We start from the raw sequence: 18,975 nt of genomic DNA, 5'->3' as shown, positions 1-18,975 counted from the left end.
AGAAAAGAGATAGCTTTCGCTATCTCTTAAGCCCCTCCACTATTGACACGGAGCCAATAAAACATGTATTCAATCATGTTTTTATTCTAGGTTTAGCTTGCCAAAGCAATAACAATCCTAATATTTTAATCTTGCAATATGCAAAGTTAAATACAATTTTTCCGCCTGACTTAAATCTTTTTTATAAATTTTTTGAACATGTTTTTCTATATTTTTTACACATTCAAATGCTTCTGGATATCTTTCAATAACGATGTCAAATAATATATCATCTCTTTTAGCTTCTTTTTCACCAAACATCAGCCGCTTTGCAAAAAACTTTAAATGTGTCACAAAACGATGATAGTCTAGAGAATCCTCATCAAATGATATCTTCAAATGATATCTCACAATATTAAGTATTTCTTGAATAATTTTGGTAATTTGAGTTACTTCTTCCATTTCACTATTAAGTTCAGCATTGACAAAATGTAGAGCAATAAAACCAACTTCATCTTCTGATAAATTAACCATTAATTTTTGGTTAATTATTTTCAAAGCTTCTGCTGCGATCTTATATTCCTCTTGATAAAATTGCCTAATCTCCCATAAAAGCGGATTTTGAACATTAATTCCTTGTAAATATCTCTCTATAGCATAGTTTATATGATCAGTAAGAGTTATATATATTCCATCATTCAACTCTTTATCCAATCCTTTCCGTGCAAAATCAATAATTTCATCAGTAACATTAAGAACATCGACTGGAATATCCTTAATCAATTCAAGGAAGCGATTGTTTTGTTTATCATTTTTTAAATAAAATTGTTTTTCAATCATTTCATCCAGAACAACTTCTCCCCGTGATTTTTGATATGCAATACCTCTTCCCATAAGAATAATTTCATTATGATTTTCGTCAAGTGAGCTTACAATATTATTATTAATAATTTTATGAATTATCATAAGACACCTCCTTTTTTGCATAGAAAAAGCCAAACTCAAATAATATATATAAAAAATATATATCCATCAAAGTTTAGCCTGATTGAATAGTAACAATCTTTGTAATTTTATGATAGCACTTCCAAAATTAATTGTCAATTACCAATCATATATATCAAAAATTAGTTGTTAATTCCTTGATGCGGCACAAACGAACTATCTGTAATTGCCTCAAAGCGATAACCACGTGCTTTATAATTTTCAATTATTGCCGGTAGAGCCTGAACAGTTGTTGATTTGGCAGCTGTATCATGAAATAAAATATTAATGTTATTTGCTTTGCTTGATGTAGCATTAGCAATTAACTTGCTGACTGCTACATTATTTCCTGAAGCATCTGTAGAATCGCCATTCCAATCATAATATTGATAACCGCGATTGATTAATTCCCTTGACAATACAGTCATAATACCTGGACAATATTTACGTGATACCGTATTTGAAGAACCTCCAGGAAAGCGTACATATTTGGGTACAAACCCAATTATATCCTTCACCATATTACCGACTTTTGTTAAATCGTCAAAATAAGCTTCTGGTGAAGCATAAACAGTTTTATAGTCATGACTATATGTATGCAACGCTATTGTATGTCCTTTATCATGAGCAGTTTTAATTAAATGATTATAAGGTTTATTATTCCCAGTAACAAAGAATGTCGCCTTTGCTCCATAAACATCTAAAATATCTAAAATCTTTTGGGTATTAGCTGATGGACCATCATCAAAAGTTAAATAAACGATTTTATCACTTGTTTGATTATTGCTTCCAATTGCTTTCTTTTCAATTACTTTAATTTCACGCTGCTTTTCTATTTTGTTTCCAGAACGATCTATCCCTATATAAATAAGTGTATAAGTTCCCTCTTTTTGAATATTCACATTACTAGAATCAACCGTTAATTTTGGTTCGGGATCACGGTTATCACTAATGCTGACACCACTATTATAATCTGTTTTTGCCCCTATCACGATCGTCAAAGGCTCTAACCCTGTAATTTGGGGTGGCTCACTATCTTTAGTAACCTTGACTTTTCCCTTCTTTTCAGTTACATTATTTCCTTTATCCTTAACCTGAATAATTACTTCAACAGTTCCCTCTTTACTAAAATCATAATCTTCTTTAAAAGAAACTTCAGTTTTTGTTGCATCATTAATATTTGTTGCCATACTTGCAGGATCAACTTTCATTCCTAAATCAATATCAAGATCAACAACATCAAACTGTGGTTTTTTAGTATCAACTATCTCGATCGTTGCTTCATATTTTTTATCTTTATATATATAGATTACTGGATATCTTCCCAACTTATTATAATCTATTTTAGAAATATCAGCTTTTACATCTTTAATATTTCCATTGCGTACGCTTGCGATATTTTTCATCACATCATAACTATCATTAATCTCGACTTTGATAATATCCGCTTTAAAGACTATCGGTGAGCGGGTTAAAAAATATGTTGCTACTCCACCAACTATTATGACTAGTAATACTGATACAATTACAATCTTATTTCCTATAGTTAAATTTTTAATTTTTTTCATTATATCTTTCCCTTAACTAATTTATATACTTTTAGTATATGTCAAACCTCAGTATTTTACAATCTTTGTCAATAAAACTATTTATAAAAATCAACTAAATAAAAAATACTTATCTATAATCAGATAAGTATTTAATCATTATTAATCAATAATAGCACGGACATTAATAATTCCATTTGCCGACTCAATCCGCTCAATAATATCAGGTCGAACTTCATCATTTGTATCAATTAGTGTATATGCATATTCACCACGAGAGCGATTAACCATATTTTCAATATTCAAATTATGATCAGCAAATAATTTAGAAATATTTGCTAAAATATTAGGAACATTTTTATTAATAATACATAATCTTGTTTTAGACATTCTTGCTTGATTGACTCCTGGGAAGTTTACTGAATTAATGATATTTCCGTTTTCTAAATATTCACAAACTTCTTCAACCGCCATCTTTGCACAATTATCTTCTGATTCTGGTGTACTTGCACCCAAATGTGGAAGAATAATAATATTTTCTTGTCCAATTAATTCTGGTGCAGCGAAATCACTAATATATTTATTAATTTTACCGCTTGCAACATTAGCTAATAAATCTTCATTATTAACTAAATCACCACGAGCAAAATTTAAAATTCTGACACCGGTTTTCATCTGTGCAAATGCTTCTTTGTTCATGAAACCTTTTGTTTCTTTAGTACTAGGTACATGGATTGTAATATAGTCACATTCTTGATAAATTTCTTCTAAAGAAGCTGCATGACGAGCATGCTTAGATAAAGCCCAGGCCGCATTTACGCCAATATACGGATCATAACCTTTTACTTTCATTCCTAATTTAATAGCTGCATTGGCAACATTTACTCCAATAGCACCTAAGCCAATTACCCCTAAAGTTTTTCCTTCAATTTCTGGTCCAACAAAATTACTTTTACCTTTTTCTGCTGTTTTAGCAATATCCTGATCGTCTTTTAGACCATCAATCCAACGAATACTTTCAACAATTTTTCTTGAAGAGAGAAATAATCCACATAATACAAGTTCTTTAACAGCGTTAGCATTTGCTCCCGGTGTATTAAATACAACAATTCCTTTTTCACTACAATCATCAAGTGGAATATTATTTACTCCTGCTCCTGCTCTTGCAATAGCTTTTAGATTTTCCCCAAAATCATATTCATGTAAAGAAGCTGATCTAACCAAAATAGCATCTTCATTAGTCATTTCTTCGCTATAAGCATAATTTTCATCAAATCCATCTAATCCTACTTTAGATATTTTATTTAATAATTTTATGTTATACATAATTATTCTCCTATTTGTTTGCTGCTTCAAAATCTCTCATGAAAGCAACTAATTTTTCAACACCTTCTAATGGCATAGCATTATAGATAGATGCTCTAATTCCCCCAACTGAACGGTGACCTTTTAAATTAGTCATACCCGCGGCAATACTTTCCTTAACAAACTTAGCATCAAGATCTTTGTTTGGTGTAGTAAAAGTAACATTCATTAAAGAACGATTATCTTTATCACTATGTGCGATATAGAAATCACTACTATCAAGATAATCATAAAGAAGATTAGCTTTTTTAATATTTCTTTCTTGCATAACTTCAAGTCCACCCATACTATCGATCCATTCCAAAACTAGTCCTAATACATAAATCGCATAAGCAGGCGGAGTATTATACATTGAATCATTTTCAATCATCAATTTATAATCTAATAATACTGGTGTTGTCGCAGCAACTTTTTGTAATAAATCTTCTTTAATAATTGCTACTCCTAATCCAGCGATCCCCATATTTTTTTGTGCACCTGCATAAATCATTCCAAATTTTGAAACATCCACTGGTTTTGATAAAATATTTGATGACATATCCGCAATTACAGGAACACCATTAGTTTCTGGAATATATTTCCATTCAGTTCCGTAAATTGTATTATTTGCACATAAATGAACATAAGATGCTTCAGGATCTAATTTCAATTCGTCTTGAGTTGGAATATGTTTAAAATTGTTTTCACTTCCGTCATAAGCAATATTAATTTCCCCAAATTTTTTTGCTTCGGCTGCAGCTTTTTTACTAAAAGCTCCAGTTACAACATAATCAGCTTTACCATTTTTTAATAAGTTTAATGGAACCATTGAAAATTGTTGTGTTGCTCCCCCTTGGATAAACACAATTTTGTAATCATCAGGGATATTCATTACTTTCTTTAATAACCCTTTTGTTTTTTCAAAAATGTCTAAGTAGGAAGAGGATCTATGACTCATCTCCATAACACTCATCCCACTATTTTCATAGTTCAACATTTGTTTAGCAGCTTTTTCTAAAACTGGCTCAGGCAACATTGAAGGACCTGCAGAAAAATTCAGTACTCTCTTTTCAGTCATATATATACCTTTCCTTTCTTGTATGTGAAGTCTATTATATTGTATACAATCTAATTTGTAAAGGGATTTTGTAAAAAATTGTATACAATTATACATCGTTTCATAAAAAAGCTATTTTTCTTAGTAATTATCAGTTTCATTATATGCTGGAACATTTGATAAATTCACGATATTTTAACTACATTTACGATAAAATAAATTGAATTAAATACATTTCTAAGATATGATGAAAAGGTACATATAGGAGAGAAAAAATGAAAAGAAAAAAACTAAAATTGAAAAAACAAGCTTACTTTGTTATTGGTGGCCTCGTCATCCTAGCTGCCCTTATACTATACCTTATTTTATGTTTAGTAACAGGGGGAGACAATTTTGTTTCAAATACAACTATCAATGGTATTAAAGTTGGTAATATGAATAAAGAAGAAGCACGTAAGGCTATAGAACAACAATATCAAAATGATTTAAATCCCCCTACTTTAACTTTATTACTCGATCAACAAGAATACCCAGTTGATTTAACTGATAATCTTACATTCGATAGTAAAAAAGCTGTAGATAAAATTTCTAAACAGTCTAATAGTTCATTCTTCAGACGAGGATATAACTATTTGTTTAATCATGATTATACAGTTGGGGTAAAAATAAAAAATAAAGATCTTTTAAATGAAAAAATTACTAATAGTCAAATTCTAAATTATAGTACTTTGATTCCTACTAACTATGAACTTAAAGATGATAAAATTATTTTCACTAAAGGAAAATCCGGTAAAACAGCAGAATTAGAATCAGTTTTCAATACAATTAATAAGGCATTAAATAATTATGATTTTAAAGGGAAAATTAAATATTCTCCAGTAGAACATAAACTTAATGATGAAGAAATAAAACTAATTCATGAAAATTTATCAAAGGAAGCTAAAAATGCTACTCTAGATAAAAATAACAATTATGAAATCATCGATAGCCAAGTAGGTGCTAAATTTGATTTAGAAGATGCTGTTGCTAAATACAATAAAACTACTGAAGGTAAACAGTTTACCCTAAATGCTACGATCATTAAACCTGAAATAACCAAAGAAATGTTAGAACAAAATTTATTTAAAGATGTTTTAGGTGAATATGCGACTAACGTCAGCGGTACTTCAGTTCGTAAAAATAATATTAAACTTTCTGGTGATAAATGCAATGGAGTTATTTTATTGCCAGGTGAGGAATTCTCTTATAATAATGTTGTTGGCAAAAGAACGAAAGAAAATGGTTTCGGTGAAGCTGCAGCCTATTTAAATGGAGAGACTGTGCAAGAAGTTGGAGGTGGAATCTGTCAGACATCATCAACTTTGTATAATGCTGTATTGTACGCTAATCTAAAGATTACTGAGCGGACTAATCATACTTTTGTTTCTGGCTATGTTCCAATCGGTCGTGATGCTACAGTATCTTGGGGTGGCCCTGATTTTAAATTTAAAAATGACCAGGCTTATCCTATTAAGATCATCGCTTCTTATGAAAATAGTCGTCTAACAACTAAAATTTTAGGTACTAATGTTAATAATATTCGTGTTGAGCTAAAAAGTCAAAAACTTGCTTCAACTAATTATAATACTAAATATGAAGACGATCCTACATTACCCGAAGGACAGACAAAAGTAAAACAAAAAGGAACTCCAGGTAGTAAAGCAAAATCATGGCGTTATGTTTATGATGCTAATGGCAATTTAATTTCATCAAATGAAGAAGCATATAGTGTATATAAAGGACATGAGGAAATTATTTTAAGAGGTACTATGAAAATAACTGAACCAGCTACGCCTGCACCAACTGAACCTACAACTCCAGCACAACCAGAAACGCCTACCATTCCCAATAATGAAACATCGTAGAATCTTAAATTAAATACTGGTGGAATTTTTCCACCTTTTTCTATAATTAAAAAGATTATTACATAAAATAATAATCTTTTTAATTATTTTATTTTTGTGCAATCTTCCACTTTTTTAAACAATACTGATATATCTCTTGTTCTGAAATCATTAACGAAGCACTGGCTAGATTTATTTCCATATTCTTACCATTCTTTTCAAGAATTATCAGAAAATAAAAAGGCTCATGGTGCAGCTGAATTTCCGCAACCTTCTGCCATAAAATCACTTTTTTCCATAGCCTATAAGAAGTGATACCATCTTTATCAATTACAAACTTTTTCATTCCAAAAAATATCAATTCTAATAATTCAATAGTTCCAACTATTACAATTACCAAAGAAAAGAACTCTAGCACCCCAAATATAAATAAACAAAATATCATGATAGCTGATGATACATTCGAAATAAATCCTGAAGCTACTATTGGAATGCTTATCATAATTAATGAAAATGGAATTATGGATAAAATAAGAATAGTTGTTAAAATCATATCTTTTCTAATAATAATTCTTTCCACTTCTTTTATCCTTTCCACCATTCAAGTCATTACATTAAAACATACTTTATTTTCTGTAAACTTGAAAATAATTAAATATTGTTTACGAATACAAATATCAGGGTTTGTATTCGAGTGTTTTGTAATATAAAGTATTTCTTTTTAGGAAGCAAAGTAGACTTTTTCTCACATAGAATATATAATTAAATAAACAAACTTAAATAAGATATTTTCTTAATTTTCACAAATATTATGATTGAAAAAAACAGGAAAAAAGGTCTACATTTTTTCCTGTTTTTACTTAAATAACTTTATTTATATTGATTCATAATCCTTTACCCATCTAGTAAAGGTATGATTATTTGTACTTAAACGACGCGAAGCTTCAGCTTTGCTGATTACATTTTTTCGCCATAAATAATAAATTTCTTCAAAATCGTCGGGAATCGTTAATTTTGGTCTTCCAAATCGTACGCCTCTACGTTTAGCTTCACGAATTCCCTCGGCTTGTCTTTGACGTGTATTTTCGCGTTCTATTTGAGCAACATAAGAAAGCACTTGCAATACTAAGTCTGCAATAAATTTACCCGTAATTCCATCATGCTTTTCACGTGTATCTAATAAAGGAAAATCAATTACCACAATATCTACTCCGATTTTCTTGACAATATAACGCCACTGTTCAATGATTTCATCATAATCACGTCCAAGACGATCAATTGATTTAATGTATAAAATATCTCCCTGTTTTAAAACCTGAAGAAGTTTTTGATAATGAGGACGATTAAAATCTTTACCGGACTGATAATCAATATAAAGCTGGCTCCCTGTAAGTCCAACCTCTTTTAAAGCTGTAATCTGCCTATCAACATTTTGGTCTTTACTTGATACCCGTATATATCCATATTTGTTATATTCCATTCTATATTTTCCTCCTCGAGTAAAAATTATGGCATAGGGAAAGTTAGAATGCTATAAATGGCTAATTATTTAGGGATTCTTTGCATCTTACATCGTCAGCAGTGATAAATCCATTTTTATAATCGTAATACGATAAAATTAAAACAGAAACAATAATCAACAAACTATCGCTTCTGTTTAACTAATAAAATTTAATTTATAATTATAACATCGTCTTTTCATAAATATCAGCAATGTTAGTTCCAACATGATCTGGTTGATGAGCATCACTTGCTGTAATCATCGATACTCCATGTTCTTTTAATATCTTTAACAATTCTTCGCTTAATCCCATATCTTTATGATTATAACGATAATAACATCCTGTATTATTTTCAGCTTTTACATTATGTTCAACCAACAAATCAGCTAACTGATGATAAGTTGGTGTTAAATCATAGGTTGGATAATAATTAAACATTTTTATTGTATCTGGATGTGCTAATTGCGTAAATAAATCAGACTTAACCAATGAAAAAATCAATTCATAATAATCACGATAAATATCATCAACATCAAATTTATTCCATAAAATATCTTTAGAGAAATTCATGTCATATAATCTGCCATTAATTGAGTGTATTGCCCCAACAACAAAATCATAATTATGGTTAGCTAATACTTCTCCAATCTTCTTTTCATGTTTAGGCACGTAGCATACTTCTAAACCAAATGTAACTTCAATCGGCAAATCTAATGCTTTAACTTCCTCAATTAATTTATCATAATCATCTAAAGTATCCTTAAATTTCATTGCTTTATTCTCTAGCCATTTTTTTTGCAATGGCTCTTCTTTTAATTCTGTATAAATCTCTTCAAACTCTTTAAAACGATGTGTGTGATCTAAAATTTGAATCTTTGTCAAACCTTTTTTAACAGCTGCATCAACAAACTTTAATACATATTCTTTATTTAGATCCCCATATTCTAAATGCATATGTCCGTCAATCATCTTTATCACCCCTTCTTTTTTTATGATTATATGCAATTCTTAAAAAAAAGTACAGTAATAAAATAAAAAAAGGAGCCAGGGGAGACTCCTTATAGGATGGATGAGTTTTTGGGAGAGGGAATCATCCATCATTTAAGTTGTAAAATATATATGAGGGGATTAATATATTTTACATATTATTATGGTTTGTCTTTCGACACTATTATCCTAGCACCGCTCTATGAATTAAATGTGAACCGTATAATTTTTTAAAATAAAAAAGGAGCCAGGGGAGACTCCTTATAGGATGGATGAGTTTTTGGGAGAGGGAATCATCCATCATTCAGGTTGTAAAACATATATGAGGGGATTAATATATTTTACATATTATTCTGGTTTGTCTTTCGACACTATTATCCTAGCATCACTCTATGAATTAAATGTGAACTAATCTAAAACAAATAATTAGAAATTTTATCCTTCGATTATTTGATCCAACCATGCACCCTACAAGCATTATAAATTCCATCACTAGTATTGCGATCAGTTATATAATCCGCTTTAGCTTTTAATTCATCACAGGCATTACCCATCGCAATTCGATAGAAACGTTCATCAAACATAACAAGATCATTATAATCATCTCCAAATACTACAACATCATCAATATTTCCTTTTATCATCGCAATCATATCAACTATTCCCTGCTTTTTATCATCTGGCTGAAACATTAAATATTCTTGTTCAAAACGTAATGAACCTAACGTATCTTTTAATGTTAATCGTGTTTCTTCACTAGCTGGAATAGAAATATAAATTTTATAAATATTTTCTAAATTATGATAATTTATTTCACTATCAATTGTATAACGTGTTGGTTCTTTTCGATAACCTGCTTGTTTTAAAAATAACGTATTTTTACTGTATACATCAATACTATCAAATGGAGCTATTAGGATTCCATAGCCTAAATTTTCTGCTTCATCAATAACAGCCAATGCTTTTTGCCGATCCAATGGTGCATTTTTTACTAACTGATGATTTATGACAAGACCATTACCACCATTACAAACCATATTATTTAAACCAACTTCTTTAAGAAAGTTTTTAGCTTTATAATAAGCGCGTCCCGTTGCAATAGCTACAAAATTACCATTTTCTTGTAATTTATCTAGGGCTTCTTGGGCACTTGGAACAATTTTTCCAGTTGTATTATCCGTCAAAGTTCCATCGATATCAAAAAATATATATTTCATATCATTCTTCTCCAATTTCTTTAAAGAATCCATAAATAACAGCTCCACAAAGACTTCCTGCTAATAAAGCAACAATATATCTAAAAGGATGCGCTATTAATGGTAATACAAAGATTCCACCATGAGGAATTCTAATTCCACAATTATAAAGCATTGAAAAACCACCAGCTACTGCTGAAGCAACAATGCAAGCTAATGTTACTAAGCGGGGGTCTTTTTGAACAAAAGGAATTGTCCCTTCAGAAATAAACATTAAGCCTTTTAAGTAATTTTGACAACCTAGTTTACGTTCAGTTAATGTAAATTTATTTCTAAAGAAAGTTGTACTAATTGCAATTGCTAATGGCGGTACCATTCCGCCGGCCATTACAGCAGCCATAACATCAAAGTTACCTTCAACAATTTGAGCTATTCCAAAAAGATAAGCAATTTTATTAACTGGGCCACCCATGTCAACAGACATCATTCCCCCAACAATAACTCCTAAAATTAGTTTATAAACAATATCCATACTACCAATAAATACACTAATAGTCTGATTTAGACTTCCAACATAAGGACTAATCAAATATGATAAAACACCCGTAATCATGACCCCAAAAATCGGATATATTACTGTTGGCTTTATACCATCTAAACATTCTGGCAATTTACGACAAATTTTTTGTAATAAAATTACAACATATCCACCAATAAAGCCCGCTATGATTGCACCTAAAATACCAGGACTAGGCATATTTTGTAGATACATATTATTTAATAACATTGCAGCCCCGCCAGCAAGAGCTACTGCAAATCCCTGCTGACTTGCAATTGCCTGACCAATAAAGCCAGCAAATAAAGCAACGATCATCCCATTAACGGTTATCCCCAGAATATAACTGTTACTTAGCCAAATACTATCATAAATTTGTTTGATTCCAAATAAATTATAACTTGCTGCTAATGAAGCAATTGAAATCAATGCTCCCGATCCAATAATGATTGGCAATATTTTACTTAAAGCATCTGTCAATTGGGTATATAATTTTCGCCAAATTCCCTCATTGGCAGAACTACTAACCACTTTATCTCCTTGATGATGATAAATTTCTACATTACCATTTATTGCTTGCGACAATAACTCCTCTGCTTTATTAATTCCATCAGCTACTTTAGTTATAATTACAGGCCGACCATCAAAACGTGACATCTCCACTTGTTTATCTGCTGCCACAATAATACATCGTGCCTTACTGATTTCTTCAGCCGTAAGAACATTTTTAGGCCCTGTTGCCCCATTTGTCTCTACTTTAAATAATATGTTCATTTCTTTAGCTTTTGCTTCTAAACTTTCTGCTGCCATAAAAGTATGAGCAATTCCAGTAGGACATGCGGTAACTGCTAAAACTTCATAATTAGTACCGTCAGTTTCTTCTTTTACTTTCACTATTTCATTTTCTTTATCATCAATTAATCTTAAAAATTCCACTGCATCACTAGCATTAATTAAATTTTCTTTAAAATCATTATCCATTAACATCCCGGATAATCTTGCTAATGTTTCCAAATGAATGTTACCACCATCAACTGGTGCTGCAATCATAAAAAACAACCGTGCTGGTTGACTATCTAATGATTGATAATCCACACCATCTTTAACTATCATTACTGCTAGTCCAGGTTTTTTTACTGCTGCTACTTGGGCATGCGGGATTGCAATTCCTTCTCCAATTCCCGTTGTACTTTGAGCTTCGCGAGCTAAAATACCTTTTTTAAAGGCTAGTTTATCACTAATATTTCCAGTACCCACCATTAAATCAACTAAGTGATCGATCGCTTCTTCTTTATTAGCAACTTCCCCATTCATATCAATTCCCTGCAGACATAATAAATCTGTAATTTTCATTATTCATCCTCACTTATTGTTTTTAATAATTCATCTATTTTTTCTTTTGATGCCAAATCTTCACTGAATGCAGTTGCACTACCAGTAGCTGTAGCCTGTTTTAAAGCCGTTTTGAAATCATTTGTCTTAATATAACCGTAAATAAATCCAGCGACCATACTATCACCCGCTCCAACTGAATTTTTAACCTCACCTTTAGGAGCAGATGTTATATGTACATCATTATTTTGATCGACTAATACTGCTCCATCTCCAGCCATCGAAACTAACACATTTTTAGCTCCCATTGTTTGTAATTTCTTAGCATAAACAACGACATCTTCTTTATTTTTAATTTCAACATTAAAAATTTCAGCTAATTCATGATTATTTGGCTTAATCAAAAATGGATGATGCTTTAGACAGTTCATCAATAAATTATTAGTTGCATCGACTACGATCAAAACATTTTTTGATTTTACATATTCCATAATTTTTTCATATATATCATCCGGCATACTGCCTGGAATACTTCCAGATAAAACTAGAATATCACCATCTTTTAAATTATCTAACTTACCTAATAATGCTTGAACTTGTGCATCTTTAATTTGTGGTCCCATCCCATTAATTTCAGTTTCATTATCAGATTTCATCTTCACGTTGATTCTTGATAATCCGGCAACTTCAACAAAATCAGTTTTTAATCCTTTAGCTTCTAATCCCTCTTTGATTGCTTTGCCAGTAAATCCTGCGATAAATCCTAACGCCGTACTTTTTTCACCTAAAGTTTTTAAAACGTTAGAAACATTAATTCCTTTACCACCAAAAAACATGTTTTCTTGTTTTGTTCTATTGACAATTCCGGTTTCAAAATTATCTACTTTAATTACATAATCAATTGCTGGGTTTAACGTTACTGTATATATCATCTTAATTTTCTCCTTAAGTTAATTTTTAATCCACTCTTAGTATATACTTAGGTGTATTCTCCGTCAAATTAATGAGTCAATATTTATTTTCAAATAAAGAAATTTAATCTTATAATTTTAATTATTTAAACTTAATAATAATTTTAACTCCATTAACAAGCTTCTTACAAAAACAATTGAAATCACCTTATATTTATGATATCTTTTACATAGTTAGTCATAGCTAACCATATAAAAGGAGTGATTATATGCCATCAACTGCATTATTATTTGAATCTAAACTTGTTACTTTTTGTAGTCCTACTTTATTAAAAATGAAAGCTGGAAATATTTTTAATATTAGCAATGAGTTCAATGAATTAGAAGAGTGTTTAAATTATTACAACCAACTATGCAATCAAAGAGGAATATACATTTCGATTATTCATGAAAATAATAATTCAAAAATGATTTATGTTTATCAAAAAGAAAAATTAAATAACCTTTTTAATAACCATAAATTTAGAGCTGTTCTAAATAATTATCATTACCCTTATCAAGATATCGACAGTCTAATAAATTGGCTAAAGATTAGAATGAATAGTAGTGAATTTCCTCATGAAATCGGTTTGTTTTTGGGGTACCCTTTGACTGATGTTAAAGGGTTTATCAACGGTGCTGATTATAAATATATTGGATATTGGAAAGTATATAGCCATGTTCCCCAAACCCTCTGTACTTTTGACCGATATAAAAAATGCACACAAGAATTAAAAAGACGTTTTTGTCAAGGAGAACGAATTGAACAATTATTAGCCCATGTTTAAAATAAAAACTATGACCGGTTATTTTGACATGAGTCATAGCTTTTATAATTATATTAAAAATCACAATTTCATTTTTTTTCGATATGCAGTTGGCGTCATTTTATATTTTGCTTTAAATCTTTTAAAAAAATAACTATTATTCTCGTATCCTACAGCTGTGATAATGTCATTGATTGATAGTTTTGTATCCCTCAATAGTTCTTCAGCACGATAAAATTTACGACTTTGCAATAATTCTTTAAAATTCCGTTGAGTTTGTTGTTTGATTAGCTTGCTTAAAGCATAAACTGGCTGATTTAGAATTTGTGCAATTTCATTCAAAGTCGCATGTTTGTAATTATCGGTAATATAATCAACAACTGTCTCTACTAAAAGTTCTTCAAATTCCTTGGTCGTCCCTTTCTTTGTTCGAGCAATATATTTAGTCAAGTATAAAAATAATAATCCCATTGTAATTTGATGTTCGTGACGAAATTCAGATTCACTCTGCAATAATGAATAGATTATATTTTCCATTAGATTTTGAATTTGAAGAATATCAGCAACTTTAAACAGTAAATATTCGCCACGACATTCATCTTGTTTTAAAATATTTATTAAAAAATCACCAATAATATTATTATATCCAATCATTGTATAAACCATATCAAAAAACTCTGGCAAAATCATTAAATTAATAGCAATGTCATCAGCTGAAGCTTTTTTTATTTCATGCCAAGAATGCTGATTCAATAATAAGATTTCTCCTTGTCGTAAAACTACTTTTTTATTATCAATAATATGAGTAATTGAGCCTTGGCATACATACATCATTTCGATATAGTTATGACGATGCAAGGGGAAGTCAGCAAAACGAGTATGGGTTCTAACTGAAATCAAAGTTTGTTTATCCAGCATTTTTTTACTTTCAACAATAAACTGATCATTACCAGTATAAATTGATTTTTGAATATTTACTTTATTATTTAAGATTGCCTGTTCTTCAGCAGTTATTATTTTCAGCTGTTCCAAAAGGCTTTGATTCATATTTATCTTCCCCCTTTTATTTATGATAACTTTGTAAATTCTAAAACGCAATCGATTTAAACTAAAATAAAGATTATTTAAATTATTAATTAAATAATCTTTATTTTCAAACATGATTAACCACCAGCATTAAAAGAGAGGTTTTAATCAATGATAAATAACTGGAGATATTTTTGATTGTTGATCAAAAAACACATAGTTAATCAAGACAATATTTTATTTATCAAATAAAAATTTTTCTGGTAGAACAACATTAAAATCTTTAGCTAACAATCTAAAATTAGCTGGTGAGATAGTCTGTAATTTAGTTGATGACATCGATAACATTTTGACTAAAATTGCAGCTGATTTTTCAACTGTATGAGCAAGACCGAAAGTAATATCAAAGTCGCTTCCTGCACAAAAGATACCATGATGAGCCCAGATTGCCACGTCATATTTTTTCATTAATTCAGATGTTGCGATGGCAATATCACGACCTCCAGGAACCATCCAAGGGACTACCCCTACACCATCAGGAAAAACAACTGGACATTCAGTCGCCATTTCCCATAACTCCCGAGTAAATATCTCATCTTTTAATGGTAAAATAAATGTTAAAGCAATTACATTAGTAGCATGACAATGATAAATGACACGATAATTTTCATTCTTTAATTTTTTTACTTCATGATTCATTAAGTGTGATGGCAATTCGCTAGTTGGTTTTCCACCATTAATAAGTCCCCAACAAATCTTATAATTCTCACCACGAGTATCAATTTTAATAATACCTATACTATCTAATGGATCAATATCAACATTTCTAAAAAATTTACCTGAACCAGTTACTAAAAAATATTCATTAGCTAAAGCTGGAACACTCGTCCCAATCGGATAATCCTCAGTTGTTTCATCTAACCCTTCTCTTATTAAAGCGATTTCATCTACTTTAATTCGATAGGTAAGATTTCCACCATTTCGCTCATGCCAGCCTAACTTATAGCCGTCGCTGCACATTCTCATAAAACCTTGAATAAATTGTGTTTTTAAGATTTCCATTATTTTACTCCTATTTTCTATTTACTAAAACTTCATGTTCATATTTTTTAATTTCTTTAAACCACTCTAGACCTTCAGGTACTTGAGTAATTTTACAAATATAGTTCCATACATCACCCAATGGGTATAATTTCAATTCTTCTTGTAGCGCCATGATTTTTGTAAAATCACCTTCAGACTGCATTTTTTTCAAATCATCAAATGGGATTAATAAGGCATTTAATAAAGCTTTTTGCATATTTCTCATTCCTACTGTCCAAGCACTAATACGATTGATGCTTGCATCAAAAAAATCTAAACCAACTAATACTCGATCTAAGGCATCGTTACGAACAATTTCTTTAGCAATCTCTTTTGTTTCATCATCAAATAATACAACATGATCACTATCCCAGCGAACTGGTCTAGTTACATGCAAAGCTACTTTTTGATTAAATAACAACATTGCAGATAGTTTATCAGATACTACTTCGGTAGGATGATAATGTCCATTATCCATCAGTGGCAAGATTCCTCTTGTTTGAGCATAATTAATCGTAAATTCACTAGACCCAACAGTATACGATTCCATCCCAATTCCAAATACTTTTGATTCTAAACAAACCAATACTTTTTCTTTATCATAATCAATTGATAAAATTTCATCTAATGATTCCATAAAATGTTGCCGTGGTCCTAAACGATCAGCGGGAATATCTTTTAATCCATCAGGAATCCAAATATTCATTAGACATGGGCTATTTAATTCTTTAGCAAAATATTCAGAAATACGAATACAAGCCTTACAATGTCTGATCCAAAATTCACGAATTTCTTTATCCGGATTAGATAATGTTAGACCCTCAGCTTTAGGATGAGAAAAAATCGTTGGATTAAAATCTAGCCCCAATCCTCTTTCTTTGGCAAACTCTACCCATTTAATAAAATGCTTAGGTTCGATTTGATCACGATCTACCACTTCACCATTTTCAAAAATGGCATAACTCGCATGAAGATTAATTCTATGTTTACCTGGGACTAATGATAATACTTTATCAATATCAGCCATTAGTTCTTCGGGCGTTCTAGCCTTTCCTGGATAATTACCGGTTGTTTGAATGCCTCCCGACAACGCCCCCGCTCCATCAAATCCAACTACATCATCACCTTGCCAACAATGCATAGAAATGGGAAAATTAAGTAATTTTCTTATTGCTAAATCGGTATCAACACCAACTTTTTTATAAATTTCTCTAGCACTTTTATATCTTTCAACTACATTCATTTTTATTTTTCCTCCTTATACTTTTTAATTTTAAACGAATTTTTAATACATTTACGTGCTTCAACAAGTGAAGCAAAAACTTGATTATTAAGCATTTGAACAACTATATTACCAGTTGCAGTTGCTTCTACCGGTCCCGTATAAATTACTTTACCAGTAGCTTTTGCTGTCAATTCATTTAAATACTCAGCATTCCCGCCACCACCAACAATATAGATTGCTTCATATTTTTTTCTTGTTAGCATTTCAATTTCTTCAATTGTAGCTGCATAACTTATTGCAAGACTCTGATAAATCACATTTGCCAGTTCTCCAGCAGTTTTAGGTATCGGCTGATTAGAATTTTGACAATAATCTTGGATTGCTTTAATCATTGAATCTGGTGATAAAAAACAGCAATCATTTACATCTACACGTGAAGGGAAATTTTGATTGGCTTTTGCCATCTGGCAAAGCTCATTAAAACTTAACGTTTCTTCTAGCTCACGACGCAATGATTGAATCATCCAAAGTCCCATAATGTTTTTTAAATATCTAAAACGATGATTATAACCACCTTCGTTTGTAAAATTAGCTTGCATACTCTCCAATGAACAATCTGCAATATTTCGTTCCATTCCCATTAACGACCATGTTCCTGAGGAAATATAAATAAAATCTTCTCGAAGAGCTGGAACGCTTACTACTGCTGAAGCAGTATCGTGACTGGCTGTAGCAATAACTTTTGTATCAAAACCTACACTTTCTTGAACAATATCTGTTAAATTACCTATTATGGTGCCTGGTTCAATGATTTCTTTAAACATGGTTTGTGGATATCCTAGCTGTTCGATTAATTCACGATCCCAATTTCTAGTATTTGAACTCACTAATTGAGTAGTCGAGGCATTAGTATATTCACAAACCTGCCTACCTGTTAACAAGTAACTAAAGTAATCAGGAATCATCAGCATCGAAGAAACTTGGGTTAAAATTTCAGGCGTATACTTTTTTACAGCCATTAATTGATAAAGTGTATTAAATAACTGTTTTTGAATTCCTGTTCGCTCATACAGTTCTTCCGCCGAAACTATTTTATAGACTTCTTGATCAATATTGTCAGTACGGTGATCACGATAAGAAATAGCATTGCCAATTCGTTTACCATGCCTATCTAAAAAGATATAATCAACTGCCCAAGTATCAATTGCCATACTAAGTGGTATTTTATCTAATTCTTTGCATTTTTTCATTCCCGCAATGATTTCATGAAACAAATAATCAACATCCCAAGATAAATGCTCATCAATCACTCTAATATTATTTTCAAAACGATGTATTTCTTCCAAAACAAGTTTACCATTTTGATAACTTCCTAAAATATGTCTTCCGCTCGAAGCACCAATATCTACTGCCAAATAGTATTCCATCTTATACTTTCCTCCTCTATTACACCCATATTATAAATTTAACCTGTCCTCATTTTAAGGACGGTACTTGTCTAAAAAAGTGTCTTTATTTGCAAAATAAAATAGAAAGGCCAAATTACCTTTCTATAAA

Annotated in this window: 16 protein-coding genes; 2 read left to right on the top strand and 14 right to left on the bottom strand. The window is 30.7% G+C overall.

Going from position 1 to position 18,975, the window contains the following annotated elements:
* Positions 1-117: 117 nt before the first annotated feature.
* From licT to serC, 4 genes are all read right to left on the bottom strand, one after another.
* Positions 118-945, bottom strand: a complete 828-nt coding sequence (gene licT, locus KSU54_RS03095) for a BglG family transcription antiterminator LicT (RefSeq protein WP_117791986.1) — start codon at positions 943-945, stop codon at positions 118-120.
* Between the two features lie 161 nt (positions 946-1,106).
* Positions 1,107-2,531 (bottom strand): polysaccharide deacetylase, encoded by a 1,425-nt coding sequence (locus KSU54_RS03090; protein ID WP_117791985.1) that lies wholly within the window; start codon positions 2,529-2,531, stop codon positions 1,107-1,109.
* A gap of 141 nt (positions 2,532-2,672) precedes the next feature.
* Positions 2,673-3,836 (bottom strand): phosphoglycerate dehydrogenase, encoded by a 1,164-nt coding sequence (locus KSU54_RS03085; protein ID WP_003538622.1) that lies wholly within the window; start codon positions 3,834-3,836, stop codon positions 2,673-2,675.
* A gap of 10 nt (positions 3,837-3,846) precedes the next feature.
* Positions 3,847-4,932 carry a 3-phosphoserine/phosphohydroxythreonine transaminase gene (serC, locus tag KSU54_RS03080; RefSeq protein ID WP_008792118.1) on the bottom strand — a complete coding sequence of 362 codons (1,086 nt, stop codon included), beginning with the start codon at positions 4,930-4,932 and terminating at the stop codon, positions 3,847-3,849.
* A 254-nt stretch (positions 4,933-5,186) separates the two neighbouring features.
* Here serC and KSU54_RS03075 point away from each other — a divergent pair, with 254 nt between their 5' ends.
* Entirely contained in the window at positions 5,187-6,815 is a 1,629-nt protein-coding gene (locus tag KSU54_RS03075) for a VanW family protein (RefSeq protein ID WP_217751452.1), read from the top strand.
* Between the two features lie 88 nt (positions 6,816-6,903).
* Here the strand turns inward: KSU54_RS03075 and KSU54_RS03070 are convergent, their stop codons facing one another.
* The 6 genes from KSU54_RS03070 to pfkB all read right to left on the bottom strand — a co-directional run bounded on the left by KSU54_RS03070 (position 6,904) and on the right by pfkB (position 13,299).
* On the bottom strand, positions 6,904-7,374 hold the full coding sequence (locus KSU54_RS03070; RefSeq protein ID WP_009299573.1) for a hypothetical protein: 471 nt from the start codon (positions 7,372-7,374) through the stop codon (positions 6,904-6,906).
* Positions 7,375-7,668: 294 nt separating this feature from the next.
* Positions 7,669-8,274, bottom strand: coding sequence for a recombinase family protein (locus tag KSU54_RS03065; protein WP_003538629.1), 606 nt, complete (start codon positions 8,272-8,274; stop codon positions 7,669-7,671).
* Between the two features lie 202 nt (positions 8,275-8,476).
* Positions 8,477-9,265 carry a PHP domain-containing protein gene (locus KSU54_RS03060; protein ID WP_003538631.1) on the bottom strand — a complete coding sequence of 263 codons (789 nt, stop codon included), beginning with the start codon at positions 9,263-9,265 and terminating at the stop codon, positions 8,477-8,479.
* A gap of 464 nt (positions 9,266-9,729) precedes the next feature.
* The gene (locus KSU54_RS03055) at positions 9,730-10,500 is read right to left on the bottom strand and encodes an HAD-IIB family hydrolase (protein ID WP_009008764.1); all 771 of its coding nucleotides are present in this window, start codon (positions 10,498-10,500) and stop codon (positions 9,730-9,732) included.
* A 1-nt stretch (position 10,501) separates the two neighbouring features.
* A complete protein-coding gene (locus KSU54_RS03050; protein WP_003538643.1) occupies positions 10,502-12,388 on the bottom strand; it encodes a PTS fructose transporter subunit IIABC in 1,887 nt (628 codons plus the stop codon).
* Positions 12,388-13,299 carry a 1-phosphofructokinase gene (gene pfkB, locus KSU54_RS03045; RefSeq protein ID WP_003538645.1) on the bottom strand — a complete coding sequence of 304 codons (912 nt, stop codon included), beginning with the start codon at positions 13,297-13,299 and terminating at the stop codon, positions 12,388-12,390. Before pfkB ends, KSU54_RS03050 begins: the two co-directional genes overlap by 1 nt.
* A gap of 248 nt (positions 13,300-13,547) precedes the next feature.
* Here pfkB and KSU54_RS03040 point away from each other — a divergent pair, with 248 nt between their 5' ends.
* Positions 13,548-14,105, top strand: coding sequence for a DUF3793 family protein (locus tag KSU54_RS03040; protein WP_003538648.1), 558 nt, complete (start codon positions 13,548-13,550; stop codon positions 14,103-14,105).
* A 60-nt stretch (positions 14,106-14,165) separates the two neighbouring features.
* Here the strand turns inward: KSU54_RS03040 and KSU54_RS03035 are convergent, their stop codons facing one another.
* The 4 genes from KSU54_RS03035 to rhaB all read right to left on the bottom strand — a co-directional run bounded on the left by KSU54_RS03035 (position 14,166) and on the right by rhaB (position 18,845).
* The gene (locus KSU54_RS03035; protein WP_029481676.1) at positions 14,166-15,131 is read right to left on the bottom strand and encodes an AraC family transcriptional regulator; all 966 of its coding nucleotides are present in this window, start codon (positions 15,129-15,131) and stop codon (positions 14,166-14,168) included.
* A gap of 216 nt (positions 15,132-15,347) precedes the next feature.
* On the bottom strand, positions 15,348-16,172 hold the full coding sequence (rhaD, locus tag KSU54_RS03030; protein ID WP_008792123.1) for a rhamnulose-1-phosphate aldolase: 825 nt from the start codon (positions 16,170-16,172) through the stop codon (positions 15,348-15,350).
* 10 nt (positions 16,173-16,182) lie between these two features.
* Positions 16,183-17,436, bottom strand: coding sequence for an L-rhamnose isomerase (locus KSU54_RS03025; protein ID WP_008792124.1), 1,254 nt, complete (start codon positions 17,434-17,436; stop codon positions 16,183-16,185).
* A gap of 2 nt (positions 17,437-17,438) precedes the next feature.
* Positions 17,439-18,845, bottom strand: a complete 1,407-nt coding sequence (gene rhaB / locus KSU54_RS03020) for a rhamnulokinase (RefSeq protein WP_117791983.1) — start codon at positions 18,843-18,845, stop codon at positions 17,439-17,441.
* Positions 18,846-18,975: the final 130 nt, after the last annotated feature.

This window comes from Erysipelatoclostridium sp. MSK.23.31, assembly GCF_019125875.1.
GTDB lineage: Bacteria > Bacillota_I > Bacilli_A > Erysipelotrichales > Coprobacillaceae > Thomasclavelia > Thomasclavelia ramosa.
This window is presented reverse-complemented; position numbering and strand designations above follow the sequence as displayed.

Excerpts from the sequence above, each read along its gene's own strand:
- licT (WP_117791986.1), bottom strand. The coding sequence starts at position 945 with ATGATAATTCATAAAATTATTAATAATAATATTGTAAGCTCACTTGAC.
- KSU54_RS03090 (WP_117791985.1), bottom strand. The coding sequence starts at position 2,531 with ATGAAAAAAATTAAAAATTTAACTATAGGAAATAAGATTGTAATTGTA.
- KSU54_RS03085 (WP_003538622.1), bottom strand. The coding sequence starts at position 3,836 with ATGTATAACATAAAATTATTAAATAAAATATCTAAAGTAGGATTAGAT.
- serC (WP_008792118.1), bottom strand. The coding sequence starts at position 4,932 with ATGACTGAAAAGAGAGTACTGAATTTTTCTGCAGGTCCTTCAATGTTG.
- KSU54_RS03075 (WP_217751452.1), top strand. The coding sequence starts at position 5,187 with ATGAAAAGAAAAAAACTAAAATTGAAAAAACAAGCTTACTTTGTTATT.
- KSU54_RS03065 (WP_003538629.1), bottom strand. The coding sequence starts at position 8,274 with ATGGAATATAACAAATATGGATATATACGGGTATCAAGTAAAGACCAA.
- KSU54_RS03060 (WP_003538631.1), bottom strand. The coding sequence starts at position 9,265 with ATGATTGACGGACATATGCATTTAGAATATGGGGATCTAAATAAAGAA.
- KSU54_RS03055 (WP_009008764.1), bottom strand. The coding sequence starts at position 10,500 with ATGAAATATATATTTTTTGATATCGATGGAACTTTGACGGATAATACA.
- KSU54_RS03050 (WP_003538643.1), bottom strand. The coding sequence starts at position 12,388 with ATGAAAATTACAGATTTATTATGTCTGCAGGGAATTGATATGAATGGG.
- pfkB (WP_003538645.1), bottom strand. The coding sequence starts at position 13,299 with ATGATATATACAGTAACGTTAAACCCAGCAATTGATTATGTAATTAAA.
- KSU54_RS03040 (WP_003538648.1), top strand. The coding sequence starts at position 13,548 with ATGCCATCAACTGCATTATTATTTGAATCTAAACTTGTTACTTTTTGT.
- KSU54_RS03035 (WP_029481676.1), bottom strand. The coding sequence starts at position 15,131 with ATGAATCAAAGCCTTTTGGAACAGCTGAAAATAATAACTGCTGAAGAA.
- rhaD (WP_008792123.1), bottom strand. The coding sequence starts at position 16,172 with ATGGAAATCTTAAAAACACAATTTATTCAAGGTTTTATGAGAATGTGC.
- KSU54_RS03025 (WP_008792124.1), bottom strand. The coding sequence starts at position 17,436 with ATGAATGTAGTTGAAAGATATAAAAGTGCTAGAGAAATTTATAAAAAA.
- rhaB (WP_117791983.1), bottom strand. The coding sequence starts at position 18,845 with ATGGAATACTATTTGGCAGTAGATATTGGTGCTTCGAGCGGAAGACAT.